Below are 26,347 nucleotides of genomic sequence, written 5' to 3'. Positions count from 1 at the left end.
CAAATGGATGATCGTTTGTTTCGCACAGCAATGAGTAAGTTTGCGACAGGTGTTACTGTCATTACAACAGAAGTCGAGGGTGACGTACATGGGATGACTGCAAATGCGTTTATGTCCGTTTCATTAGACCCGAAGCTTATCCTCATTTCGATTGGAAATAAGGCAAAAATGAAAGGCTTTATTGAGCGTTCGGGTGTTTTTGCAGTTAATCTTCTGTCTTATGCACAAGAAAACGTTTCGAAACAATTCGCAGGACAAATTAACGATAAAACAGCTGCGCAGTTCACGGAATTTGCTGGACTTCCCGTTATTGACCAAGCGCTTGCGAACATTGCCTGCGATGTTTATGATTCGAGCGTTCAAGGAGATCACACCTTATTTATAGGAAAGGTGAGAGATATTGTTGTAACAGATGCAGATCCTCTGACGTTCTATTCAGGGAAATACGGCATGATTTCATAAAAGAAGAACCGATCAAAGAAGTTGATTGGTTCTTTTTTTATGGTGGATACAGTTAAATGTTTGTTTTCCTTCCGGCAACAGCTCTGTTTTTGTCAAAGGGCAAACGATTAGGTTGATTCAGTACTCTGACTAAACCAGGACGAAAAACTGTGTCTTTCCAACGTTCAGGTTGAAAAGGCAGAAAAGGATATAAGTATGGGACACCTACCGAGTTTAAGCGTGCTGCGTTAACAAACAAGAAAGCAGAACCAATAAAAATCCCCACAAAGCCTAGAAAATGTGCAAGCAGCATCAATAAAATTCGATTGAAGAAAATGGGTGACAATAAACTCCGATGTAAGACTGGAAAGCTTGTTATGTAACATATGCCGATAATGACGATTGTAACTGGGTGAAAGAAATTCACTTCAGTTGCAACATCACTTATAAGCATCGTTCCGATAAAGGTGACGGCAAAAATCGCATTTCCAGGAAGTTTATATGAACCGTCCATAATAAGCTGCATTAAAAGAATGACAAACAACAACTCAATCGTAAAGGGTGTAAGCGTGTCATGCGTCTTTTCTAACTGTTCGTATAAGCGATTCGGCATGGAATCCAAATGGAACTGAACAATGGCGACGGTAATTGCTGGGATGAAGGTAGAAATAAAAAAGTAAGCGTAGCGTAAAGGACGAGCACCAAATCGACCAAAATCAGAGAGATAATCGTCTTGATTTTGAAAAAAATGATAAAGGATGCTTGGCGCGATTACTGCCAAAGGTGATCCCTCAACAAGAACGATGATTTTTCCCTGTGAGAGGGCCATTGCACACGCATCAGGCCGATCAATCGACATCGTTCGTGGAAATAAAAACCCTTTTCCCTCAAGTGAGTCCGTTGTGAGCTGATTTATGATGAATTGATTGGCTTTTACGCTTTTTAACCGGTAAATCACTTCTTCAACAAGCTTGGTATCCGCTGTGCCATTAACAGAAAGAACAGCCATTTCTTTTTTTGCAGCGCCGCCAACTAAAAAGCGCTCAATTGCTAAGTTACTGCTTCGATAATAGTTGCGTAATAAATTTAAGTTAATGGAGATGTCTTCTGTTAAGCCCGATGCTGGCCCTTCATAAACACCGCTACTGAGTGGCTGGTCCACAACACGAACTTGCCAGTTTGAACAGTTCATGACATAAGCTGATGAATGTGCAAACAATAAGACAACGCGGCCATTAAGTAGTTGATCAATGCAGCTCTGTACCGATTGAGTTGAAAATGGACTTCCGTCGCGAATGACTTCGCTAATTTGTTCAAATGAAAGTTTTTCGTCTAGCAGGAGCTGAAGGGGTTCTAACAGGAATGAGTGAATTTTTTTTTCATCTACTGTTTCTTCTAAGTAAAGGAGAACTCCCTCGATCTCAGAGCCGACTTGAATGGATAATGATTGTATGCTTTCAGAGTGATTGAAAGGCTGTTTAACTAAATCAACGTTTTTTTGCAGGTTAGTCGTTAGTGTCGTCATCGTTAAAGACGCCCTTTTTTATAAGATGATTGTAGTATGTAAAAAAAGGAAGTGATGTATTCACCACAAGATCCATTTATATCTAGGGTATATGTTCAAGCACCTTCTCTGGGCATGTGCGTAGTATAGAGCATAGATGATCAAGGAGGTTGTGCCATGAATTCATATCCATACCGATTTAGCCCGCCATTCTTCCCCCCTTTTCAGCCAGGAGATAGTCCAGGTGGTCCAGGGTACCCAGGTCCAGGGTTTCCGGGTCCTGGTGGTTCAGGTTTTTTCCCCGCTCCTGGTCAAGGCGGGCAGGGTTTTCCAGGTGGACCGCCACCGCAAGAAGGCCCAGGAGGTTCCGCTGGTCCACCAAGTGGTCCACCCCCGGCAACGGCACCGCAGTTGAGTGCGCAAGCAGGTGTGTATGCGGTTGATCCAGGCGCAATTAGCGGCTGTATGTACCGCTACACGTATATGCGCCTAAACAGCGGTGAGCAATTTTGGTTCTATCCAACCTATGTGGGACGCCAATCAGTTGCTGGTTATCGCTGGGTATTCTTTCGTTGGATTTATTTTGGCATTGATACGAATCGAATTGCCAGTTTTCAGTGTGTGTAAGGCAAAAGAGGAGACCGCAAAAAAGCGGTCTCCTCTTTTATTTACTTATCGGTTCAATAGTTTGCTCAAGAGTAGCGACAATACCATTAGCTTCTATGAGACCACTTAAGTGAATAACGCTCTTCTTAAAAGAAGTAGGGAAATCAGAAATGGTTGGAAACAGCCAATCTGCCTCTAATAAAGCTGAGATCATAGTAGTAATTGGCACTTGTTTCTGCCACTCCGCTTGCATATTTTCCAGTGCTTGTTCATTGTCACGAATAGCTATTTTTTTATTATTAATGGTTACATACCAGCTACCATCCTCTGCCTTGGCGACGGTGCGGTAGAACAGTAACAATGCGGCTAGAGATAGGGCTAAATGGTCGTTAGATTGTTCACTGACGCTTGGCCAGACGCGTGCTTCCCATTTTGATAAAGAATGCATGGCGATGGCGCTGAATTGATGTTCCATATAGGGATTTGCGAATCGTTCTAGCGTTTCCTGCGCAAATCGATGTTTCCGTTCATCGTCTTGATCAATTGATGGAAGGATATCTCGTACTAATGCTTGTTCCACAAATACTTGCAGGAGCGGATGCGCCATGGCCTCTTTTACGGTGGAAAGACCGCATAAAAGAGACGGTGCCGCAAGGGTTGTGTGTGCGCCATTTAATATACGGACTTTTAACGTGCGGTATTCAGCGATATGACCGTAAGCTACGTTGAATCCTGCTTTTTGTAAAGGAAGGATCGCTTCAATTGCAGTTCGACTTTCAATCGCAAAAAAATGATAAGGCTCACTTACAGTTAAAAGAACATCATTGTATGGAAGCTGAAATACGTTCGGTTGATCAGGATAGCCTGTGACAATTCGGTCTACAAGCGTGTTACAAAAATCAATTTCTTCTTCAATCCAGAGTGAAAAGCTTTCCGGTAACCGCCAGTCTATTGCCAGCTGAAGCACAATTTCCTTTAGCTGCTGTCCGTTGTTTTCAATCAGTTCAAGAGGGACCACAATTAGTCCTGCTTCACTACTGCCGGAAAAATGACGATAGCGGTGATAGAGAAAAGCCGTAACCTTCCCTGGATAAGATAGGGGACTGATGCTAGGATCGAATGGTTCCTGCTCATACGTGATCCCTGCTTCTGTTGTATTGGAAACAAGCAGCTGAATGTCTGTTGATCTGGCGAGTGCGAGCACCTGATCCCACTCTTCATAAGGATTAATTCCACGTTGGATTGAGCTAATAAGCGTTGATTGATTGATGTCGGTTCCGTTCAGCTTGCCCCGTTCAATAAGTGTAAACAAGCCCTGTTGTTTGTTGAGTAAAGGCACAATCTTTCCCCGAGGGGTTGGTTGAATTGAAACAATTTTTCCGTGATAAAGCCCTTTTTTTAACAGCCCGTCAATCATCCAGTCAAAATAGGCTCGAATAAAGTTTCCTTCGCCAAACTGAACGATTGTTTCCGGGTAAGGCTGCTGTTGATCCTGATAGGTAAGCAGTGGTTTTTTAGTCAATTGGGGATCCGTCCCTTCTTATAAAATAACACCGTCTTTAAAAATGGCGATTTCCTTGAAGTTATATGTTTCGTTCCGAGCTTGTTTGGTCCCTTCAGCAATTTCTACTACAAGGGAAAACAAGCTATCGCGAGCTGTTTCCATCTCTGTGTTTTCCATTAATACGCCTGCATTAAAATCGATCCAATGTTTTTTCTTCTCGTATAATGTGCTGTTTGTTGCAAGTTTCAACGTCGGAACAGGGCCACCAAATGGGGTGCCACGGCCAGTTGTAAACAAGACGATGTGGGCACCTGCCGCAGCCAAAGCAGTCACGGAAACCAAATCATTACCTGGACCTTGAACAAGGTTTAATCCATTTCGTGTAGCGCTTTGACCGTAGTCGAGCACATCGGTAACAGGAGAAAATCCGCCTTTTTGAACGCAGCCTAATGATTTTTCTTCAAGGGTAGTAATGCCACCTTGTTTGTTTCCGGGGGATGGGTTTTCATAGACTGGCTGATTGTAGCGCATGAAGTAATCTTTAAAATCATTAACGAGGGAAACTGTTTTATGAAAAATTTCCTCGCTTGATGCTCTCTCTAATAAAATGGTTTCGGCTCCGAACATCTCTGGAACCTCAGTCATGATGGTCGAGCCTCCATGAGAAATGAGATGGTCTGAAAAGGCTCCAACGAGAGGGTTGGCGGTAATTCCAGAAAATCCATCTGATCCGCCGCATTTCAAACCGACTTTTAAACGGGAGAGAGGGACGGGTTCGCGTTTGAATTGGGATGCGTACACGGCCAGCTCTTCAAGCAGAAGCAAACCTTGTTCCATTTCATCATCAACGTCTTGGACGGCTAGAAAACGCAAGCGTTCTTCGTCTAAATGTGGGAATGCTTGTTTGAAGGATTCAATATAATTGTTTTCACATCCTAAACCAAGAATTAGTACTCCGGCTGCGTTCGGATGGTTAGCGAGCTGTGCCAGTATTTTCTGTGTGTAAGTTAAATCATCGCCAAGCTGTGAGCAGCCGAACGGATGAGGGAAGTGGTAGACTCCGTCAAGTGAATCACCATTGAGCGTTGTATTCCCTAGCTTTGCTAAGTGCTCACCTACTTTATTAATGCAACCGACCGTGTTGAGAATCCAAATCTCATTGCGGATACCTACGTCGCCATTTTTACGAAGATAACCAGAAAAAGTAAGCGAAGAAGAGGGTGTTGGCTGCATTTGAGTTGGTTTGCTATACGTATAGGATAGAGTTCCTGTTAAATTGGTCTTTAGGTTCTCTGTATGCACCCAGTCTCCACGCTTTATTGCTTTTGTTGCATGTCCGATTGGATAGCCATATTTTAGAATGGTTTCGTTCACGTCAATTGGCCTGAGCGCTATTTTATGTCCTTTTGGAACATCCTCTGTAGCTGTTATTGCTGTGCCGGCAATTGAAAAAGATTCATTTTCTTTAATATCACGAAGTGTAACAAGGACATTATCTTGATTATGAATCTGTAAAACACTATTCATCGCAAGTTCTCCTCTTTTTTAAATGTTACAAAAAGTGTATCATTTAAAAAAGGTAACTGTAATTGCTTACATTGACTGTTTTATACCTTATTTTGATTAGGGAGGTCTGAATAAATTGGCTATAAATAAATCGTATGGACGACAAATGAAAGGACCTCTTTATTTATCTTATCACCAGAACAAACCGACTGAGGAAGAGCTACCCGATCATCTGCATGACTGGCATGAGGTAATTTTTGTTTTCGGAGGTTCAGGAACGTTTTTAATTGATTCGCAACTTCTTCCTGCGAAGGCCGGGGATGTTTTTATCATACCAAGTAATAAAATACACCGCGGTATACCTGATAAACCTCATTATATTTTATCGAATGTTCTTTACCTTCACCCGCGTTTGTTTGCCGAATCGAGCGACTACGAGGCATCGATTATTCACTTAGCGAATCAAACGAAGCAATACAAGTTTCATTTAACTGAGCAAGCGCACTGTACATATTTGCTCGATCAATTGCATAAAGAACAAACGGAGCAGGCATTAGGGCATGTGCAAGCTATGATGGCGTTCGTGCAGCTAATTTTTGTGCATTTAAACCGTTTCGCAATTGAAGATCGACTCCAACCGCGAATGAGTCGATTTGGAAGCTTACTTGCTTATATAGAAGAACATCTTAGTGAGCCTCTCTCTTTAGACGAGTTAGCTAAAAGAGAGAATGTCACAACCGCTCATCTAAGTCGGTTGTTTAAGCGGGAAGTCGGTTTAACTGTGTTTGATTACATTTTAACGAAGCGAATTAGCCTTGCTAAATCAAAATTAATGGAGACGGGTGATACGATTGAAGAAATTGCCTATCACTCAGGTTTTTCTAGCCTCCCTCATTTTTACCGGAGTTTCAAACGACTGACGGACATGACGCCGCATTCTTATCGAAAAGAAAACCGTATCCTAAAAAAGTAAAACGGCTGGAAGATTAAAGTTTTGTAAAGGCAAGGATTTTAGATTAGATGTATGGGAAAATGAATAGGAGATTCCAGTGAAGGGAGACAGATAAAAAAGTGACAGCCATTTACGGACATAGAGGAGCGATGGGAACCCATCCAGAAAATACGTTGGAAAGTTTCGCTGAAGCGATAAGAGCAGGGGTAGAGGGAATTGAACTAGATGTGCAAATGACGAGCGATGGTCATATCGTCGTCATTCATGACGCGACCGTTGATCGAACAACGAACGGAACTGGATCTGTGCATGAGTTAACGTTGGAACAAGTAAAGAAGCTTGATGCAGGAGGAAAGTTTGCACATAAAACAGCAGGACACATTGAAATTCCAACATTAAAAGAAGTACTTGAACTAATTACGCCATATGAAATTGAATTAAACATTGAATTAAAACCAAATCTAGCAACGCGGCTAGGCATTGAGAAGGCTGTGCTGAAAGAAGTAGCTCCATTTCAAGAAACGCTTAAGGTGATTTATTCTTCATTCCATCTGCCCTTGCTAATTCGATTAAAGGAAATTCAGCCGGAAGTCTCCGTTGCCTTGCTACTTGAGCAGGAAATTCCATATCCAAGCGATTATCTGGCAACGTTTGAGCTAGAGACTTTTCATCTGGCGAAAGCAATTGCGCTGCGTCAATCAAACCAGTTTCAACAAGCTGGTCTGATGAAAAAAGTAAGAGTTTGGACGGTAAATCAAGAAAGTGAGATAAAAGAGCTGCTTCAACTTGGTGTAGCGGCCATTATGACGGACTTTCCAGCCAAAGCCGTTGCTTTAAGAAATGAGTGAAAGAAAAGGTTCTTTGCCTAAAGCAAAGAACCTTTTCTTTATTCGTCTGCCTCTTGGTAGCGGGTATACGCCTCAGCTTGAATGGACATGTACTCTTCCAGACCAAGCGATTCCACTTGTTCTACATATGCATCCCATTCGTCAAACGATTTTCTCCCGGTGATAAAGGCATCTTCTGTTTCATTGATAAACGTTTCAAGGTCAGCCCCAACAGAATCTCTAAACTGCTGTTCTTCTCTTGTGTAGTTAAAACCGTTCCAAACCTCTTCGACAACGTCGGGTTGAGCCATTTCACCGTTCTCTACAGCGTTGGGCAGTGTTTCAGAACCTTTGAAATAATGTTCCTGCACATAGCCAGGATAGCTTCCCCCTAACCAAGTCACATAGCTTGCGAGTGCCTGGTCTTGCGTTAGACCGTCGGGGTTGTCGGTAATTAGCTCGGTAAAATCAAGGCTGCCATCATCGTTCTCTACAAACGTATTTCCTTCTTCACCCATAAAGTAAAAGGTAGCTCCCTCTTCACTATAGAAATGATCCATCCAGCGCAATGTCGCTTCGGGATGCTCATTTTTATTGGTAATTGCAAAAGCGCCTACATGGATAAGCGGTGGTTTTACATGACTGTATAGTTTATCACCATAAGGCCCTTCAAGTGCCTCGCCACCAGAGAAGGTATCTTGATTCATGAGCGATTCAGGGTTGCTTGTTATAACCGCTCCGAGTCGTCCCGCAGCTCCTTTTGCCAGAAGTTGTGTGCTGTCATGCGTGTACACTTCATGGTCAAGCAGCTCTTCTGTGTAGAGCTTGTTCAAGTACTCAAGAAACTCTTTGTATTTGTCTTCTGTTCGAAAGAAACGAAGATCATTTGTGTCTGGATCAATGTCAATAAACTTATGACCGACCCCCCTGGTACCAAAACCCCAAGCGCCTTGAAGGTGTCCACGTACTTCTGTTATATTCGTTCCAGAAAAGGGGATGGCGTCTCCTTCACCAAGTGTTGGATGATCTTTAACTGCTTTTAAAAATTCATAAAACTCATCTGTTGTTGTTGGTCGTTCCATCCCAACCTCGGCTAGCCACTCTTCATCAATCCAAAGCGGAACACCTATCAACATTGGTAAGAAGCTAGGGTCATAGTAAGAAGGAATGGAATAAATATGTCCATCTGGCATCGTTAATCCTTTACGCATGTCTGGATGCTGCTCGAGCGCTTCATGGAAGTTTGGTGCATATTCTTCAATCATCTCGTCTAGGGCAATCAAAATCCCTTGTTCACCATAAGTAGCAAGGTCACTTGATGTTAAACGCGCTGAATAGAAAGCATCGGGGTAATCACCACTTGTTAAAACAAGGTTTCTTCGTTCAGACAAACCATCAAATGAATTTAATTGAAAGTTGATCTTCATATCAGTCATGTCTTCATAGGTGCTCCAGACATACGTTTCTTCAAAGTTATTTGTATTTGGTTCTGATTTTCCAGTAAAAAAAGTCAGCTCAATTGGCTCAGTGACAATTGGAAATCCGGTTTCGTTTACTAAATCTGCATTGTTGCTGTCTGGATTAGAAGCATCATCTGAATTTGAGCAGGCACTAATGACACCTAATGCAATGACTGAAGTTAAAACCGTTAATCTTTTTTTCAAAGTCTGCATCTCCCTTACTTCAAAGATATTCTACAGCCTATACGCAATAGAAAAAACCCTAATGAACGCCAATATCTATTGGCGTTCATTAGGGTTTTCTCCGGTCGACTCCACCCGCATATGAAGCTGTAGTGACCTAAGTATTAAATAAACAAACTGAAAAGTCAATAACAAAAAAATAAATATATTGTAAATTATTTTAATTTAAACATTGACAAAGAAAGCGCATTCATTTATCTTTTATAGATATTCACGACCAAATGTTTCTTTAACAAAATCATTACTTGGCATTCATATTTGTTTTACAAGAAAATGTCATAATGAATACTATAGCTTGGGTGGAGTCCATTGAGAAAACCCTAATAACTGCTGGCCTTATGTTTAGGTTGCCTGCATTTATTAGGGTTTTTTTCTGTGGAAAAGGAGGATGAGATGAGGCATTACGACCATTATTTCTTTGATCTTGATGGAACGCTGATACATGGGAAAGCCCTGCTTCCTAAAGCAGCAGACTTGATTACCTATCTATATGAACAAGACAAGCAGGTGTTTTTTTTGACAAATCATCCTGTGCGTTCCAGAACGGTATTAGCAAAGTATTTACAAGATCTGGGACTATCGGTCTCGTTTGATCAGCTAATTACACCGGTTGCGGGGCTTAAGGAGTACATCAGATTTAGGCATAAGGGCGACAGGAAATTGTTTGTTGTGGGGTCAAAGATGATAAAGGAAGACCTCTGTAAATCAGGTTTTTCAGTTGTTGAAGACAGCACTGAACATCCAACCGAAATGTCGGTTGTTCTGGGGATGTCTCCTGACCTAACATACAGCCAACTGCAGGAAGGGTTTTGGCTTATGCAGCGAGGGGCTGAGTTAATCTTGCTAAATGAAGATCTATTGTGTCCTCATCCAGACGGGTTTCTCATTGACACCGGATCATTGGCGCGCGTACTCCAGCATGTAAACAAAGATCCAGTTGTTGTTGGTAAACCGTCAAGTTGGATGCAGCAAGCGATGCGTCATCGCACGGGGAACAATCTGCAGAAGGCTGTTATTGTGGGAGATTCCTTAGCAAGTGATATTGGAATAGGCAATGCATTAGGAATTGATTCTGTGCTTGTCTGTTCAGGAGTTACATCCGTCGAACAAATCAGGCATGCGGTTCAGACACCTACAACTGTTTTTCCATCTATTCGTGAGGTCTATCAAACGATAAAGGGGTAAAGCCGAATGTTTAACCAACCATTCATCCATGCCATCACGAATGAACATCAAGAAGAGAGATGCTTGCAGTCTGATTTAAGTACCATTTTTTTACTGACAGGAAATATGCACTTGTTACCTGACCAAGTCTATCATTTTCAGAAGAAGGGCAAGGAGGTATTTGTGCACGTTGATTTAATTTCAGGAATCGCCTGTCATACCGCAGATGGAATGAAGTATGTCGCAGAAGTGATCGCACCTGATGGCATTATTAGCACAAGAAGCCAGTCCATTATGCAGGCAAAGAAATGTGGATTAAAAACGGTTCAACGAGTTTTTTTAATTGATAGCCATGCATTAGAGAAGGCGGTGCAGACTGTTAATAAAATTAAACCTGATGCGGTGGAGGCGATGCCTGGCTTAATGCCAAGAGTGATTAAAGATTTGGTCGGAATGACCAAGGTGCCAATTGTTGCAGGAGGTTTATTTAAAACAAAGGATGAAATGAATCAAGCACTTCAAGCTGGAGCTATAGCTGTATCAGCAAGCATTATTTAAAAAAAGGAGGGCGTAAAGATGGAGAGCAAGTTGGAACCGGCTCGTAGAAAGGTAAACAATCCTAAGCAGTTGAGACGCAATCGGATTAGACGCAATTGGGATCTGTATTTACTTGTTTTGCCTGTTATTGTCTACTTTCTAATTTTTAAATACTACCCGATGTATGGGGTACAAATTGCTTTTAAAGATTTTATAGCAATAGAAGGAATTTGGGGAAGTCCTTGGGTCGGTTTTGAGCACTTTACTCGCTTTTTTAATAGCTTTTACTTTGACCGTTTACTTACAAATACGATTGGACTAAGTCTTTATAATTTAGCGATTGGTTTTCCAATTCCTATCATTCTCGCCTTATTGATTAATGAAATACGACTTAAAAAAGCGAAGAGTTTTGTTCAGACCGTAACGTATGCCCCTCATTTCTTATCAACTGTAGTTGTTGTCGGTATGCTTTTCCTTCTTCTATCGCCTTCAGGAATAGTGAATCAATTTCTTGGTTTATTCGGGCTATCGGAGATTTCCTTCATGACCGAACCTGAGTGGTTTAAGACCACCTATGTGTTTTCAGGGGTATGGCAGCAGATGGGCTGGAGTTCAATTATCTATCTAGCAGCGCTTGCCGGAATCGATCCACAGCTGCATGAAGCTGCCAAAATTGATGGAGCAAGTCGGCTAAAGCGAATTTGGCATGTCAATCTTCCCGGAATCCGCTCGACTATTATCATTCTATTAATCTTACAAACAGGAAGCATTGTGAGCGTTGGTTTTGAAAAAGTATTTCTAATGCAAAATCAATTAAATATGGAAGCGTCAGACGTTATTGCAACACATATTTACCGAACAGGGATAGCAGGGGCTCAGTATAGTTACTCAGCAGCGATTGGATTGTTTGAATCAGTCATTAACTTTTTCCTGTTGATTCTAGTTAACTATACGGCAAAGAAAACGAGTCAGACAAGTCTATGGTAGGGAGGTGTTAGGGATGAGAGAAAGTGCAGGCGATCGTTTCTTTGGTATAAGCGTCTATGTACTGGTAGGTTTGATTACGTTAATCGTACTATATCCACTTGTTTATGTGCTTAGTGCATCTTTTAGCGATCCAAGTGCCGTTTTAAGAGGAGAACTATGGTTATTCCCAATCAACCCGACCATTGATTCGTATCTGCGAGTTTTTAATAACCAAGATATATGGATTGGTTTTCGAAATACCTTTCTGTATACAACGCTTGGTACAGCATTAAATTTAGCATTGTCGATTATGATTGCCTATCCGCTAAGTCGAAAAGATTTTTATGGTAGAAATGCATTAACGATTTTCCTTGTGTTTACGATGTTTTTCAGTGGAGGGATGGTTCCTACTTACTTACTTGTAAGAGATTTAGGAATGCTCAACACAATCTGGGCGGTCATCGTGCCTGGAGCTGTTTCCGTCTATAACGTCATTATTATTCGAACGTTTTTTCAGAATATCCCAGTTGAATTAAGAGAGTCGGCAGAACTAGATGGCTGCTCAAATATCCAATACCTCTTTAAAATCTTACTGCCTTTGTCAAAACCGGTTATTGCCGTAATGATTTTATTTTACGGTGTCAGCCAATGGAATGCCTTCTTTGATGCATTAATTTACTTAACCGATCGAAGCTTGTTTCCACTTCAATTGTTCTTACGGGAAATGTTAATTCAAGACCAGCTTTCCGATATGGTTCAGGTTAGTGATTCAACCTTGGATGCCCATGCGATGACGGTTGAAGGAATTAAATATGCTGTTGTTATTGTTGCGAGTTTACCAATGCTTATTTTATATCCGTTTTTGCAACGTTTCTTTGTTAAAGGCGTGATGATTGGGTCCATTAAAGGGTAAAGCTTTATATAGAATGTACTAAATTAAAAGAGAGGGTGTATTCCCATGACACGCACAATAGCGCATCGAGGCTATTCAGCAAAATTTCCAGAAAATACGCTAACAGCTTATCAGGCAAGTATTGATCAAGGTTTTACTCATATAGAAATTGATGTCCATTTGAGTAAAGACGGGGTACCTGTTATTATGCACGATAAAACCGTTGACCGAACAACAGATGGTGAAGGACCGATTATTGAGCATACATTAAAGCAATTAAAAGAGCTCAAGATGAACGAGGATGAACGAATTCCTACGCTTGAAGAAACGCTTGATTTTGCCAAGGGTAAAGTTAAAGTGGCGATTGAATTAAAGCAACCAAATGATTTGTATGCTGGTCTTGAACAAAAAGTGTACGATTTAGTGGTAGCAAAAGACATGGTGAAGGACGTTTACGTGAATTCGTTTAATCACCAAGCGATCGTGCGGATGCGGGAAATTGCCCCAGAGTTGGAGCTCGGACTGATTAAAGCGAAAGCAACGGATGAACTGTTTCCTTTAATACATGAAATAGGTGCAACGTCCCTTGCGATGGAGTTACAACACTTAACAGAGCCGTTTGCGGAGCAATGTAAACAAGCGGATATCCAACTAATTGTTTGGCCGGTTGATACAAAGGAAGCTTGTTTGCAAATGAAGCGCTATCCTGAGATTTGGTGTACAGTTAATGAGCTAGAAACTTTTAATGCGCACTATATGAAATAAGTTTGAAACGTCTTGGCTTGTAGCCAAGACGTTTTTTAAACTCTTTGTATACCCACTTCTTTCTGAAGTTAATCGTATAAATTAAAATTCTTTTTTAAATGTAGGGAGTAATAGGACTGATTTCAGTTGAAATGATAGATTTGAATCAGTATAAATAGCCCTGCTAATTCCTTTATAAGGAATTGAATGAGTTTGATTTTTATTTAAGAGGAAACACTACGGTGTTTTAGGCAAGAAGAATACAGTAATAGAAGGATTTCTCAATTCTAGTAAACTAGTTCTATCACCTGAGACGAACTCAAAAGTTAATTGTAGATATTTTTTGTCAAGATAGATCCTAAGAACTATAGAAAAAAAGAGAAAGATATGTAGGAAAATAAAAATTCATAAACAATAATATCCATTATTAAACATAAAACCCTTTTGTAAGTTGGTTGGTTCTCGTTATTTTACAACTAGACTTTAAGACTATGGTCTCCGGACTATTGAAACAGCTTTTATAAAGGTCTATGATTTTGTAGGTAGATTAGCGGATACAATTAGTAGGTAACTTGCAGAGGAGAGAAGCGATGACCACATTATCAAGAGTTGAAAAAGTGCGTCTTAGTAAACGGGCAAAGCGGATTAAATTAACGCGCACAGGAGCTATTTCAACGATGGCATTAGGGCTAGCTGGGTGTGTTCAAGCATCGGCAGCTGCTGCTTATAAGGTTCCAGAGACGATTAATCAGGAAGCTGGGCAATTAGTAGAAAAAAAACAAACTGTTTCCGTTGTAAAGAAAGAAAGTCCCTATTATTTATATTCAATTTATGAAAACGATGATTTGAATCAAGAAGTAAAAGTGTATGGTTTCAAGAATACAACTGAAGAGTCAAAATCAAACCCTATACGGTCAGATAAGACCGAATATACAGCTAATAATGAAACAACTAAGCCATCAATTAATCATAAGTTAGCTCCAGCGGAAACCAACGCAAAAGCGAGTGTTGCTGAAAAAGTAGACGCTGACGTAGCAAAGAAAGAAAAAGAAGTAGTGCAAGAAGAAAGCACTGAAATTGGTGAAGAAAAAGTGGCGCAAGAGATTGAGGAAAAAGAAGTCGACCAACGAGAAATGGACAGCGAGGAGCCAGTAAGTGAAGAAAACAATGGATTGGAAGATGAGCAAACGGCGAGTAATGAAGAAGAGACAACAGCTGAAGAGAAAAATGAACCTGTTGATCAAGAGCAACCGCAAGCAGCGATTCAGTGGAATAACCACGGAAAAGTCTTATATGTAGAAGACAATCGGTTTGCGTTGGAAACAGAGGATGGACCGAAATGGTTTGTGAACAATGGTGAGAAATCGATTAATAAAATCGAGCCTGGAATGGCGGTTAGCGTTTATTTCGTCGTTGCTGGAGAAGAAAATCAACTCATTAATTATTTTATAACATATATACCTGATAAAGGTGATCTATCTGAATTCATTGAAGCTAACTTCTTGCACTATGCGAGTGAAGAAAAGCGTGCGATTGTTGTATACATCCCGCACCAGCAAGTGATTTTTGATTTGTCTGAGCAAGTGCAGACCCAGGAACTTGAACAGGAGTTTGCAAACGGGGATCCGATTATGCTGAATACAATAAAACAAGAAGACGGATCGATTTTAGTTAAATCAATTACTGCAAGAAATTAAAAGAACGACAGTCCCAATACGGAGGCTGTCGTTCTTATTTATATTCATACTGAATAAGCGTGCTGATTACACCTAAATAAGCTTCAGAACCATGGCGGCTTCTTTCTTTAAACCCGATCTTCTCCAACATCTTTCTTGAACGAATACTAGCTTCATGTGTTTCTGCATCAAATACCGTTATTCCTAAGTTCACATAAGCATCATTCATTATAATCTTAGCAGCAGCTGATCCAATCCCATTTCCCCATAATGTTCGTTTGCCAATCGCAATGCCAATTTCGGCGCGTCCATTTTTTATACAGGCGAGGTCGGCGTAGCCAATAAGCTCGCCATCGTATTCAAGACCCTTTCGGATAAAATCGTCGGCTGTATTGGTGACACAGTGTTGCCACCATTGATAGAGTTCGATCGCATCTCTGTTTCGTTCCCACCCGTTTGCGGTACAAAAAAGTTCATCCTTACTCCATGATAAAACCGTTTTATAATCCGCGAGAGCGATTGGGCGGATGTGTAGTTTCTCTAAATGATTGAACAATTTCAAGCCCTCCCTAGTAGCTTTACTTACCATTCAATAGATAATGCGCAAATCCTTTTAAAAAGATACTTGATTTTGACGTTAGGTAAACTTTTATAATGGAATGGAGGGGGGATGACATGCTGACCATTGGAGAACTTGCTAAAAAATCAGGTGTTACAACGAGAACGTTAAGACATTATGATGCAATTCATTTATTAACACCGGATAAACTGTCAGAGGGAAAGCACAGATTGTATTGTGAAGAATCAGTGCTGACATTAGCGAAAATTCAGTTATTTAAAAGAATGGGTTTCTCATTAAAGCGAATGAAACCGCTACTTGAGCTACAATCCAGCAATGTACTGGAAGAACAGTTAAGAGTGGTTAAAAGAGAGCAGGAAAAGCTGAAGGAAATGGAAGAGACAATTAATGGGCTTCTTCATATCCATAAAATAGAGGGTCAGTTTAACTGGCATTTACTGCTTGAGTTGATTAAGAAAACCGAGGATCCGGTCAAGGAGCTTGATCGATTACAATTTATTTTACCTAAATTATGCGATGATTCAAACGAAACCAAGTCGCTTCTTCTGTTAATTAATCATTCAAAATCAGTTGACCAATCCAATTTAATGCAAATGCATGACTTAGGGAGTCGACTAAATGAATGGATAGGTAAATTATGTGGAGGTGATGAACGTTTAATAAAAGAGCTTTATAAGCTGCTTTATAATGGGAATATCTCGGCGACTTTGGGCTGTTATCCAATACCAGCACCTATTGTTTCGCTTTGGAAAGAGGCAACATCATGCTATTACTAACGATTTGCATCATCTTACTCTGTTGCATTTTCTTTATGCCAATAAAAAAACAAAAACCTTCACTGAAACAGAGGGAGAGTGTATCGGTGGACGGATTGAGACTCTATTATCTAAAAGAAGGAAGTGGGCAGCCTCTAGTCTTCTTACACGGAGCTATTCTTTGTGCAGATGATTTTTCAGAGAGTATAAAAGCTGCAAGTCATGCTGGGTTCCAAGCTATTGCATTTGATCGACCCGGTTATGGAAAAAGTAAGCGGGATGACCGGTTATGGACACCAGAAAAACAAGCTGCCCTTATAAAAAAAGCGCTGAGCAAATTAAACATAAAAGATCCAATTTTAGTTGCCCATTCGTGGAGTGGGGCGATGGCACTTTCGTACGCAAGGCAATATCCAAATGAGGTGAAGGGCGTTGCTCTGGTAGCAGCAGCTATTTATAAAGAGGGTTATCCTGCAGAACACGGGGAGCCAGTCTCAACACTTCTTGCAGTACCGGTTATTGGCAAGCTTATTTTAATGGCAATATGCTCTACTTTCTTTGGTTGGTTTTTAGCAAATGGAATGCTAAAAGCGACGTTTGCTCCGGAAAAGCCCCCTTCTAACTACGGGAGGCTTGTCTATAATCTCGGATTGACAAAACAACAGTTTCTCGCGAATCGGCAAGATGTTCAACTGTTTGCACAAAGTGCTTTCAAGGAAAGCAAACATTATAGTCGAATAGAGACACCTGTATTTATTCTAACTGGTGAGCAGGATCCCTTTGGTGTAAATGAACAGGCAAAACGTTTAATGTCCGAGCTTCCTCACGCTAAAGGTCATCAATTAAACAGCGCTGGACATATGATTCCCCATCTGCACGCTGAACGGATGATTCAGCTCATTAAAGAGCATTCGGTAAAGGCTGAGTAAATCATTCGAAGAGCGCTAAAAAAAAGTTTACACTTGAAAAAGAAGGCGAGGAGGAATGAAGATGGATCTACATTTAGCAGGGAAATCAGTTATTGTTATGGCAGCAAGTAAGGGTCTTGGTCGAGCGACGGCCGAATTGTTTGCTGAAGAAGGAGCAAAGGTCGTTATTACGAGTCGCAACGTTGAAGAATTAGAAAAAACAACAGCTGAGATTAAACAAAAAAACGTGCAGGCTCAGATCGATTATCATGTTTGTGATGTCACACAAGTAGATGATGTAAAAAAGGTGGTCGCTTACACGAAAGAGAAGCATGGTTCTGTTGATGTGCTCATAAATAATTCTGGCGGACCACCGGCAGGAGGATTTGATCAATTCAGTGATGATGATTGGCAGGCAGCATTTGAATTGAATTTGCTAAGTTATGTTCGAGCCATTCGAGAGGTCATTCCACATATGCGTGAGCAAGGAGGCGGTCATATTTTAAACTTTGCCTCGTCATCGATTAAGCAGTCACTCGACAACTTACTCCTTTCGAATACGTTTCGAGCTGGAGTTGTTGGGCTGGCGAAAAGCTTGTCTCAAGAGTTAGCAAAAGATCATATTCTTATTAATACACTTGGTCCGGGGCGAATTGCAACTGACCGGCTCGCGCAGCTTGACCAGAAAAAAGCCGAACGTTTAGGACAAACTTTTGAAGACGTACAGGCAGGAGAGCAGAGTGCTATCCCTATCGGGCGTTACGGGGAACCGGAAGAATTCGCGCGCCAAGCTGTCTTTCTATGTTCAGGGGCAAATACGTATGTAACGGGACAAGCGTTTCTTGTTGATGGAGGACTTGTAAAAGCGCTTTAGATCTTTCCTTTTAGGGTATAGGGCTTTAGACTTGAAAAAGGAGAGGTTTATAAATGGCAAATGTAAAAGTTGCAGTTATCTATTACAGCTCAACAGGAACAAATTATCAGCTTGCCCAATGGGCTCAGGAAGCTGCTGAGAGTGAAGGTGCTGAAGTTAGACTCCTTAAGTTTCCAGAGCTTGCACCTAAAGCGGCAATTGATTCAAACGCTGCTTGGCGAAATCATGTTGACGCCACAGCTCATGTTCCGGAAGTAACGACTGATGATATGCTTTGGGCAGATTCGTATATCTTTAGCGTTCCTTCACGTTTTGGCGTTGTGCCGGGACAAGCAAAACAATTCTTTGATACATTAGGCGGGCTATGGGGAGAAGGTAAGCTAGCAAACAAAGTTGTTAGCGCGATGTCGTCAGCAGCAAATGCTCATGGTGGTCAGGAGCAAACAATCCTGTCTCTTTATACAACAATGTACCATTGGGGCGCGATCGTTGCTGCACCTGCCTACACGGACCCAGTAACTTTTGCGGCTGGTGGGAACCCTTATGGAACAAGTGTTACGGTTGATCAAAATGGGAAGATGGTTGAAGATGTGGAATCAGCTGTTAAGCATCAGGCAAAACGAACAGCTGCTGTTGCAAACGCCATTGCCACCAGTTTATAAAAAAGAAAACAGCCTCCGGCGCTTTGCAGGAGGCTGTTTCGTTTAAAGGCGGGGATCAACGGGGTCGCTTTCAAGCCCTAGTGTTGCTAAAACACATTCATGCACACGTTCAACAGACTCTTCTTCAACAAAACGGCGAATGCCTTCAACGCCAAGCGCAAATTCTTTTAACGCGAGCTTTTGTTTCTTCGAGACATTGCGTTTCTTCAAACGCTTGAGGTTATGCGGTTCTAGATAATCGATTCCGTAGATAATGTGAAGGTACTTCTGACCGCGCACTTTAATTGCAGGTTGAATTAATTTCCCCTTTTCTTTACTAATAAATAGGTCTGGTTTAATGACTATCCCTTCATGTCCGTCGGCGGTAATCTTTTCCCACCATGAGATCACATCGGCAGCGGAAGCATCTGAATCAATGATCTTGTATTCCGTTCGGACAAACAAAGAAGATCGTTCAGATAGCTGTTCATTCATTCCCATATGCCATTCATGAGACTGATCAAAAAACGTTTTATTGCTATGGGCTAAAATATGGAATGGAGCAATTTGAATCTCATTAAGACCGTGAATCTCCCAGCAGTATTTCTGATAGACTTGTTCAAAAATTTCCGTGTGAGCAAGCTTGTTTTGATAATCGTAAAGCCATTCGGACAGATCATGGTCGAGCGTACTATTCTGCATTTTATCAATCAGATGACTACGATCCATGCGCGCATTCTCCGCCACATGCGCATATTGCTGAGCAATGAGTTCTTTTGCTTTTAAATTCCAAGGCATAATCTCCGCATCAAGCAAAACAAAGTCAGTTTTATGTTTCTCGTAATAAGGCTGTAGGTCAATGCACAATTTTTCAAGTACTTTAGCTTCAGTATCTTTATCAAAGAATGCTCTTCCAGTTCGGGTATAAATAACTCCGAGACTAGCTTGATCGATGTAACGTACGCCCGTCTCTTTTGATTTAAACAGCAGGAGAACAGCGCGGCTGCCCATATGTTTCTTTTCTGCAATCATGCGATTTACACCCTTTTGTTGGTAATAATTAATCGCTTCTTGCGGATGCTCTAAATACGAATCAAGCGATGAAGGCGCAGGAGTCGGGCTCATCGTTGGTGGAATGTAAACAAGTTCTTCTAACGGGACAGTGACATGTGAGACAGCATCAAAGGCGGGAATGATCTGCTGCTTGCCAACATGGATATCGCCAAAATCCTCCGTTGATGTCGAGTATCCATCCATATACTTCGTTAAGTTTGGTAAGTCAAAGCGCTTTTTTTCCAGTTCTAATAAAGGGTTATGGGAGCCGTCTGAATAATCTGTCTCGACATTAACGGAAACGCGTTCTTTTTCAGGGTAACGAAAAGCCGTTAATTCACCACCGAATACAGCACCTTGATCAATGTTGATTGTTTGGTTTAAAATCGTCGCTTTTTTCCTCGGGTCATGTCCCCAGATAATAAGTAAGCTGTTTTTATGGTTGATGGTCCAATCTTTGCGGATGGGCTTTTGCTGCTCATCAAATCCATCAGTATCGCCATAGCGGCAAAAGTCACTAATGGCATGAGATTGTTTACCGATCCATTCATCACGGATACCGGCATGGACACAAGCGGCTGTGGGCACTCCCTGTTTCTTGATGATGTAATGGGAAGGTGCTTGCAGGAGCATCTCCTTGAGCTTTAATTTTAATTCCTCTGTTTTTTCTCGTCCGTTCGCCTGCTCAAACGCTTGTAGTTCCTGCATCATTTTTTCATCACCGTGAGTGAGTTGGACGTCCTTGCCGTCAAGCCAGCGGGCAATTTTCCAACCGTGATTGCTGTCAATCATATAGGCTAAACCAGCCTCGAGATGGCGATAAAAAAAGAGCATTGTCGGCAGCGACTTCGGACCACGACTCATAATATCTCCTAAAGAAATAAACTTTCGACCTTCTGGATGAATGTATAAGCCTGCTTCATTTTTCTGATAGCCAAGCTTCGTTAGTAATTCCAACCATTCATCAAAACATCCATGAATATCCCCGACTATATCGAATCCTGATTGTAGTTCTAATTCAAGCGGTGAATTCTTTTGGCGTATGACACTCAAAGGCTCGCCGTCCTTAATCGTGTAAATCCGGGCATAGCGTTCTTTTTTTAGAAAACGTAATTCACGTTTAAATGATTGGAACTGTTGCTTAATGCGCTTTTTTCCTCGTGGTTCTTCTCGGTTGTTGTCTCGATCTAATAACGTTTGTTCATCCATATGAAAAACGAGTGAAAGTATGGGTAAATGGTGCTTCTTTGCTAGTTGACGGTAGCGCTCTCGATCATCTGGATGCAGATGTGTTGCGTCAATGATTGTTAACTTATTTAAACGACATCTTGTTTCAACAACTGCGTCCATCGTTTGAAAGGCTTCCCTCGATAGTTCTTGATATTGATCGATTAAAGAATTAGCCTCGTCCCTTGGGCGCCCTTTCCAATCAAGAAAACGGAGATCACCCACGAGCTCGCGAAAATCGTCTGAGCTGACGACTTCAGAACGTTTAACGGTGCCAGCGGCAATCCAAGATTGGAGTAACGTGGTTTTTCCACTATTGGAAGGCCCGATACAAAGAATAATTCCGGCGTAAGGTAGATACATATCCATTTAGCTTGGCTCCTTTCTCGTAAAGCAACATAGTTGAGTGGGGCATCCGAATGAAGCGTGCTCCTCCCCAATCCCAGTGAAGGATAAATCGTAATGTCCATTATTAGTTGTTTCACACCAGTTCTTAAACTGATCTCTTGTCCATTCAAAGCGGTGGTCAGGATGTCGGTAACCTACTCCCATATCATAAATCTGATTATATTCTTGGTTTGGAGTCGAAATAAGCAGTGTGTTTGGACGGTATCGATCGAGTAGGGTATCCATTATTTTTGGCAAACGCTGTTCGTCAATGTGTTCAATTACTTCGCATAAGATCATTACGTCCATATCTTGCAATCGTTCATCGTAATAAAATAAGGAACTCCTTACGGGAATTGGCTGAAGAAACCGTGGATCCTCCAAGCGTTTCTCAAATCGTTTTAATGCTTTGTTCATTGCTGGTTCAGAAGGCTCAACTGCAAACAACGTCTGAATTCCTTGAATGTAGCCTAATTGCGAAGTGAGCTTTCCCTCGCCAGAACCGAAATCGACAACGGATGTTTTCTTTTTTAAGGAGTTCACGTAGGAGACAATCGTTTCGTAGCGTTGCTCATTTAAGCGAACAGGTTTTACTGGTTGAGCAGAGTCTTTGGTTTTCCTTTCTGTTTGTTCATATTGCTGATAAACGGCTTTAAAGCGTAGTGCTTTTTCAAGAATGTATGAGCGTTCAGGGTGGTTCTCAAGCCAACCTTCGCCGTAGCGGTTTATCTTTTCAACTTCTTTTTCGTCAATATAGTAATGTTTGTAGTCATCCAGCACCGGAATGAGCACAAAGAGCTGTCTTAAACCTGTTTGTAAACTTGTCTTTCCTTTTAATGTAATCATTTGTGCAGAGCCTTTATCTTTAATGTCAGCAGGTGCTTTCTGATCGCTTAACTCAATAAAAACTTCATAACCAAGCGGTTCAAACAATCGATTTAGCAAGTGATCTCCTACTGGTTTGGCAAGAGGACCAATAGAAAATTCAAGCTGAAATGCGTAATCAACCCAAGATAAATAAGCTTCCTTCGGTTTCCCATTTAACGCGGTGCCAAGCGCAGAGCGGAGCAGCGTACAAAAAATGCTGGAGATGGCAAACTCACGGTCATTAATATAGGAGGTAATGTCAAAGGCGTCGGCATTGTCTCGAGAAAGCTCTATAGAGTCAGGCGTAACAAAAAAAGTTACTTCTACATACTGATAAGAAAAATGGGAAAAAAACATACGGACAAGATGTCCATTTACCTCACGTTCATACAAGCGGTGTGGGTTTTTGGCAAGTAAGTGTGATAGAACTTCAACATGTTCACCTGTAGCTTTAATTGTTAACTGCACATCGTTCTCTCCTTTTTACTATAGATGAGGTAGTTCCATCATACTATGAACAGGAAGATTGTGGCTGATTAAATCTCAGAATAATCGATGTCTCGCTCAGATGAGAGATAAAAAGTAAGAGGAAATCATCGGTTTGTAGCGAAGTGTAACAGTAAGAGGAGATTGAATGTAGGGGAGGAATAGAGATGAAAGTTGGATTAAGTTCATATAGTTTAGTAAGCGCATTAATGGACGGTAGGATAACTATTTTAGAAGCAATTGATTGGGTGGCGGCAAACGGTGGCACACATCTAGAGCTTGTCCCCGCAGGTTATTCTGTTGTTGATAATCCTGAGCTCGCTTTAGCGATAAGAGAAAAAGCGGCAAGTGCGGGAATTGAACTCTCTGCTTACTGTATTCCTGCAAATTTTATTCAAGCGACCGAGGAAGCTTTTTATACGGAAGTAGAGCGAGTAAAAACACATGTTGATGTGGTCCAGCAAATGGGTATTAAGGTGATGCGCCATGACTTAACGGGTTTTTCTAGAAAACCCGAAGAAATTTCCATTCATTATTTTGAAGAGCATCTTAAAGAAATGGTACTAGGAAGTCAACTAATTGCTGATTATGCAACAAAATACGGCATTACGACCACGATTGAAAACCACGGCTTTAATGTGCAGGCGAGCGACCGAGTTCAACGAGTGCTGCGGGCAGTAAATCGCGATAACTTTAAAACTACATTGGATATAGGTAATTTCTTGTGCGTTGACGAAGATCCTCTCGTTGGCCTGCGAAAAAACCTTCCTGCTGCGGCAACGGTTCATTTTAAGGACTTTTATGTGCGTCCCTACTATGAGAATCCAGGAGAAGGACCATGGATTAAAACGACGAATGGAAATTTTCTTAGGGGAGCAATTGTGGGGCATGGGGAATTGCCGATTCGTGAAATCATTCGCCAGCTGAAAGTCGATCAATACGATGGTTACGTGGTAATTGAGTTTGAAGGAATGGAGGATTGTTTTGTCGGATCGCGAATTGGCATGAATAATGTCAAGCGGCTGTGGGACGAAGTGCAAGTAGATGGTTGGAAAACACTAGATGAGAAGGTGGAAAAGTAAATGCTAAAAGTAGTTGTAATAGGTCTTGGAACCATTTCTGATATGCATATTAAGTCTTATGTAGCAAATGAGCAGGTTGAGCTGTATGGCTTGTGCGATATGAATGAACAACGCGCCAAAGAAAAAGCTGCTACCTACGATGTGAGACAAGTGTACACAGATCCCGAAGACGTTTTTGCTAGTCCTGACGTTGATGCAGTCAGCATTTGTACTTGGAACAAAACGCATGCAGATCTTGCTGTGCGGGCTTTACGAGCAGGAAAACATGTTCTTGTCGAAAAGCCATTAGCAATGACGGTGAAAGAGGCGGAGCTAGTAGCAGAAGCCGCGAGAGAAAGTGGAAACATCCTGCAGGTTGGTTATGTTAGGCGGTTTGGGACAAATGCCCAAGTGTTAAAGTCATTTATAGATAAAGACAGGCTGGGCGATATTTATTATGCAAAAGCCTCGTTGCTGCGCCGGGTCGGAAACCCGGGTGGTTGGTTCTCTGACAAAGAGCGCTCAGGTGGTGGACCACTTATTGATTTAGGTGTTCATATTATCGATAGCTGCTGGTATTTAATGGGTCGACCAAAAGTAAAAGCAATCACAGGTCATGTTTATGATCATTTAGGCAACCGCAGCCATATTAAAAACCTGTCATTTTACAAGGCGGCTGATTATGATGCATCAGCCAATTCAGTAGAAGACTTAGCCAATGCGCTTATTACATTTGAAAACTGCAGCTCGCTCATGGTTGATGTTTCTTATTCACTTCACACAAAAAAAGACCAGCTGTCCATGCAACTTTTTGGCACAAAGGGCGGTGCGGAGCTTGAACCAGAGCTTCTACTCGTTATGGAAGAGAATGATACAATTTTGAATGTTGAACCACAGATCGATCAACGAACCTTTGATTTTAATGGCGCGTTCCAGAAACAAATCGATGCCTTTGCAGAAGCCTGCCTGACAGGTGGACCGAGTCCTGCTCCGGCAGAGGATGGTTTGGAGCTGATGAAAATATTAGAGGGCATTTACCAAGCGTCTGAACAGAAAAAGACCGTTCAGCTGTAATATCATAAAGGAGGAAGGGGTTTGTCTAGGAATTTTCAGGTTGCAATATGGGTTGCCCTTGGCTTGTTTTTAGCATTTGCTCTCATTGGGCTAATCACGTTTTTCTCAAACATATAAAAGCATAGTAAGAGGGGCTAGGATAAATAGTAAGCTCTCGTTAAAACACGAACTCTCATACCAATCCCGCTACAGGAGGAGTCTCCGGTTTCCGTTCTCTCGTGACGGCAGAAACTATTAATAGACGACTGATATTCATTGGAATCAGTCGTCTTTTTACTCTGTTGATCTCTATTTGTCCCAGCCTGTTATTTCTATCAAAGATGCAGGTGCCTCTCTCTTAATGCAAATAATAGATGAAAATCAACTTCTGCAACAGCACCGATTGGTTCCGTTAGATCCCATAAACGAATGGCAGAAGTTTCATTATTGGTGATAAAAGGATCAATTGTCTGCTTGGTCGTTTGGTAAATCGGATTTATTTTGTGTAAACCCCGCCTATTTGTACTATGGGCAAATCCAAGAAAAGATAGGTTGGAAGAACGTTGACCGGTTTCCTCATAGAGCTCCCTGATCGCGCAATCGAGAGGGGTTTCATTTGCTTCTCGTTTGCCAGCTGGAAGCTCCCATTGTTTGCGCAACGTATTATAACAAAGCAGGACTTGTTTGTTTACTTGTAGGATAACCATTGAACCGGATAAGCTGGTGTGAGAGGAGAGAACAGTTGAGTTAGCATCTTCAAATCGAAGAAAGGAGAAGCCATTGTTATTAGGATATGTATTCAACTTGATAAATACTCCTTCATCATAGTATGTGGGAAATCGTTATTCACTTCTCTTAAAAGATCAGTCATAAACAAATCGAGCAATTGAATAAAAGCGTCCATTTCTTTTTTTACTACTCCGTTTTCAATTTGATTAAGAGGGAGAGGTAGCTCCTCCATATCTAAGATGGAATAAGATAGATCAGGTAGAATAAGTAAATCAATGATTAGGTCACAAAACTCGACTGTATGTGTTGTAAATGTGGTTCTGGAAACAAAGTTAACGTAACTACCGAGGTACTGACCGGTTTGATTTCGCCAGATATAAACATTGTAGAAGCGATTTTTCCAATAGTAGGCAGTTGTATATGTACCTATAGGAACGTAAAATGTAGCTCCATTCGTTTTAATTTCAAAAGAATCTTTTATTTCGTGAAACAAAACAGTAAAATCAGTCGTTTGACGTAATAATTTACAGCTATGATCTACGATGTCACCCCAGTATGTATGTTTTCGCTCGATTATCTTTTCCATTCATCTCCCTCCAGTTCTAAACACAGGTTATCACATTACGAAACTGAATGGGACGTTTTGATTGAATAGATAAATGAAAATTAGCCTTAGCTTATTATCAAGCTGAGGCTAATTTTAC

At 41.3% G+C, this 26,347-nt stretch carries 25 protein-coding genes; 16 read left to right on the top strand and 9 right to left on the bottom strand.

All coding sequences use genetic code 11. The features are described from left to right. Positions 1 to 3 precede the first annotated feature (3 nt). Complete coding sequence (locus JOC54_RS12405; RefSeq protein ID WP_204466563.1) at positions 4 to 462, top strand: flavin reductase family protein; 459 nt, start codon at positions 4 to 6, stop codon at positions 460 to 462. Between the two features lie 52 nt (positions 463 to 514). Here JOC54_RS12405 and JOC54_RS12400 read toward each other — a convergent pair whose 3' ends face one another. Beyond that, a complete protein-coding gene (locus JOC54_RS12400; protein ID WP_204466562.1) occupies positions 515 to 1,966 on the bottom strand; it encodes a spore germination protein in 1,452 nt (483 codons plus the stop codon). 156 nt (positions 1,967 to 2,122) lie between these two features. Here JOC54_RS12400 and JOC54_RS12395 point away from each other — a divergent pair, with 156 nt between their 5' ends. After that, on the top strand, positions 2,123 to 2,572 hold the full coding sequence (locus JOC54_RS12395) for a hypothetical protein (protein ID WP_204466561.1): 450 nt from the start codon (positions 2,123 to 2,125) through the stop codon (positions 2,570 to 2,572). A 37-nt stretch (positions 2,573 to 2,609) separates the two neighbouring features. On the opposite strand, the gene JOC54_RS12390 is transcribed toward JOC54_RS12395, so the two are convergent. Both JOC54_RS12390 and JOC54_RS12385 read right to left on the bottom strand, forming a co-directional pair. After that, positions 2,610 to 4,073: a tagaturonate reductase gene (locus JOC54_RS12390; protein ID WP_204466560.1), complete on the bottom strand. Its 1,464-nt coding sequence runs from the start codon at positions 4,071 to 4,073 to the stop codon at positions 2,610 to 2,612. A gap of 18 nt (positions 4,074 to 4,091) precedes the next feature. After that, complete coding sequence (locus JOC54_RS12385) at positions 4,092 to 5,582, bottom strand: UxaA family hydrolase (RefSeq protein ID WP_204466559.1); 1,491 nt, start codon at positions 5,580 to 5,582, stop codon at positions 4,092 to 4,094. Between the two features lie 115 nt (positions 5,583 to 5,697). Between JOC54_RS12385 and JOC54_RS12380 the strand changes: the two genes are divergently transcribed. Further along, positions 5,698 to 6,534: an AraC family transcriptional regulator gene (locus JOC54_RS12380; RefSeq protein ID WP_204466558.1), complete on the top strand. Its 837-nt coding sequence runs from the start codon at positions 5,698 to 5,700 to the stop codon at positions 6,532 to 6,534. A gap of 98 nt (positions 6,535 to 6,632) precedes the next feature. Beyond that, positions 6,633 to 7,361 carry a glycerophosphodiester phosphodiesterase family protein gene (locus tag JOC54_RS12375; RefSeq protein WP_367617800.1) on the top strand — a complete coding sequence of 243 codons (729 nt, stop codon included), beginning with the start codon at positions 6,633 to 6,635 and terminating at the stop codon, positions 7,359 to 7,361. Between the two features lie 38 nt (positions 7,362 to 7,399). Here the strand turns inward: JOC54_RS12375 and JOC54_RS12370 are convergent, their stop codons facing one another. Further along, a complete protein-coding gene (locus JOC54_RS12370) occupies positions 7,400 to 9,013 on the bottom strand; it encodes an extracellular solute-binding protein (RefSeq protein ID WP_204466557.1) in 1,614 nt (537 codons plus the stop codon). Positions 9,014 to 9,436: 423 nt separating this feature from the next. Here JOC54_RS12370 and JOC54_RS12365 point away from each other — a divergent pair, with 423 nt between their 5' ends. The 6 genes from JOC54_RS12365 (at position 9,437) to JOC54_RS12340 (ending at position 15,043) form a co-directional block, all read left to right on the top strand. Continuing rightward, the gene (locus JOC54_RS12365; RefSeq protein ID WP_204466556.1) at positions 9,437 to 10,228 is read left to right on the top strand and encodes an HAD-IIA family hydrolase; all 792 of its coding nucleotides are present in this window, start codon (positions 9,437 to 9,439) and stop codon (positions 10,226 to 10,228) included. Positions 10,229 to 10,234: 6 nt separating this feature from the next. After that, positions 10,235 to 10,765, top strand: coding sequence for a glycerol-3-phosphate responsive antiterminator (locus tag JOC54_RS12360; RefSeq protein WP_054794320.1), 531 nt, complete (start codon positions 10,235 to 10,237; stop codon positions 10,763 to 10,765). 18 nt (positions 10,766 to 10,783) lie between these two features. After that, positions 10,784 to 11,731 (top strand): ABC transporter permease, encoded by a 948-nt coding sequence (locus tag JOC54_RS12355; protein ID WP_204466555.1) that lies wholly within the window; start codon positions 10,784 to 10,786, stop codon positions 11,729 to 11,731. 13 nt (positions 11,732 to 11,744) lie between these two features. Further along, positions 11,745 to 12,623, top strand: coding sequence for a carbohydrate ABC transporter permease (locus JOC54_RS12350; protein WP_035419352.1), 879 nt, complete (start codon positions 11,745 to 11,747; stop codon positions 12,621 to 12,623). Between the two features lie 45 nt (positions 12,624 to 12,668). Continuing rightward, on the top strand, positions 12,669 to 13,367 hold the full coding sequence (locus JOC54_RS12345) for a glycerophosphodiester phosphodiesterase (RefSeq protein WP_204466554.1): 699 nt from the start codon (positions 12,669 to 12,671) through the stop codon (positions 13,365 to 13,367). Between the two features lie 569 nt (positions 13,368 to 13,936). Further along, positions 13,937 to 15,043 (top strand): hypothetical protein, encoded by a 1,107-nt coding sequence (locus tag JOC54_RS12340; protein WP_204466553.1) that lies wholly within the window; start codon positions 13,937 to 13,939, stop codon positions 15,041 to 15,043. 34 nt (positions 15,044 to 15,077) lie between these two features. Here the strand turns inward: JOC54_RS12340 and JOC54_RS12335 are convergent, their stop codons facing one another. Continuing rightward, positions 15,078 to 15,578, bottom strand: a complete 501-nt coding sequence (locus JOC54_RS12335; protein WP_239586700.1) for a GNAT family N-acetyltransferase — start codon at positions 15,576 to 15,578, stop codon at positions 15,078 to 15,080. Positions 15,579 to 15,697: 119 nt separating this feature from the next. Here JOC54_RS12335 and JOC54_RS12330 point away from each other — a divergent pair, with 119 nt between their 5' ends. The 4 genes from JOC54_RS12330 (at position 15,698) to wrbA (ending at position 18,801) form a co-directional block, all read left to right on the top strand. Further along, positions 15,698 to 16,378 (top strand): MerR family transcriptional regulator, encoded by a 681-nt coding sequence (locus JOC54_RS12330; RefSeq protein ID WP_204466551.1) that lies wholly within the window; start codon positions 15,698 to 15,700, stop codon positions 16,376 to 16,378. 86 nt (positions 16,379 to 16,464) lie between these two features. After that, entirely contained in the window at positions 16,465 to 17,286 is an 822-nt protein-coding gene (locus JOC54_RS12325) for an alpha/beta fold hydrolase (RefSeq protein ID WP_204466550.1), read from the top strand. A gap of 61 nt (positions 17,287 to 17,347) precedes the next feature. Further along, the gene (locus JOC54_RS12320; protein WP_204466549.1) at positions 17,348 to 18,139 is read left to right on the top strand and encodes an SDR family oxidoreductase; all 792 of its coding nucleotides are present in this window, start codon (positions 17,348 to 17,350) and stop codon (positions 18,137 to 18,139) included. A gap of 53 nt (positions 18,140 to 18,192) precedes the next feature. Next, positions 18,193 to 18,801 carry an NAD(P)H:quinone oxidoreductase type IV gene (wrbA, locus tag JOC54_RS12315; RefSeq protein WP_035440123.1) on the top strand — a complete coding sequence of 203 codons (609 nt, stop codon included), beginning with the start codon at positions 18,193 to 18,195 and terminating at the stop codon, positions 18,799 to 18,801. Between the two features lie 42 nt (positions 18,802 to 18,843). On the opposite strand, the gene JOC54_RS12310 is transcribed toward wrbA, so the two are convergent. After that, positions 18,844 to 21,429 (bottom strand): AAA family ATPase, encoded by a 2,586-nt coding sequence (locus tag JOC54_RS12310; protein WP_204466548.1) that lies wholly within the window; start codon positions 21,427 to 21,429, stop codon positions 18,844 to 18,846. Next, positions 21,430 to 22,782 (bottom strand): 3' terminal RNA ribose 2'-O-methyltransferase Hen1, encoded by a 1,353-nt coding sequence (locus JOC54_RS12305; RefSeq protein WP_204466547.1) that lies wholly within the window; start codon positions 22,780 to 22,782, stop codon positions 21,430 to 21,432. Between the two features lie 185 nt (positions 22,783 to 22,967). Between JOC54_RS12305 and JOC54_RS12300 the strand changes: the two genes are divergently transcribed. Together JOC54_RS12300 and JOC54_RS12295 are read left to right on the top strand one after the other, a co-directional pair. After that, positions 22,968 to 23,882, top strand: coding sequence for a sugar phosphate isomerase/epimerase family protein (locus JOC54_RS12300; RefSeq protein ID WP_035419358.1), 915 nt, complete (start codon positions 22,968 to 22,970; stop codon positions 23,880 to 23,882). Next, positions 23,883 to 24,935, top strand: a complete 1,053-nt coding sequence (locus JOC54_RS12295; RefSeq protein WP_204466546.1) for a Gfo/Idh/MocA family protein — start codon at positions 23,883 to 23,885, stop codon at positions 24,933 to 24,935. Positions 24,936 to 25,249: 314 nt separating this feature from the next. Here the strand turns inward: JOC54_RS12295 and JOC54_RS12290 are convergent, their stop codons facing one another. Both JOC54_RS12290 and JOC54_RS12285 read right to left on the bottom strand, forming a co-directional pair. Then, positions 25,250 to 25,717, bottom strand: coding sequence for an NUDIX hydrolase (locus tag JOC54_RS12290; RefSeq protein WP_239586699.1), 468 nt, complete (start codon positions 25,715 to 25,717; stop codon positions 25,250 to 25,252). After that, entirely contained in the window at positions 25,714 to 26,229 is a 516-nt protein-coding gene (locus JOC54_RS12285) for a ribonuclease FAU-1 family protein (protein WP_204466545.1), read from the bottom strand. Before JOC54_RS12285 ends, JOC54_RS12290 begins: the two co-directional genes overlap by 4 nt. Between the last annotated feature and the right edge of the window lie 118 nt (positions 26,230 to 26,347).

Origin of the sequence: Shouchella xiaoxiensis, assembly GCF_016907895.1 — a bacterium.
GTDB lineage: Bacteria > Bacillota > Bacilli > Bacillales > Bacillaceae_D > Shouchella > Shouchella xiaoxiensis.
Note: the sequence above shows the minus strand (reverse complement) of the source record. Positions and strands in the feature narration are given on the sequence as shown.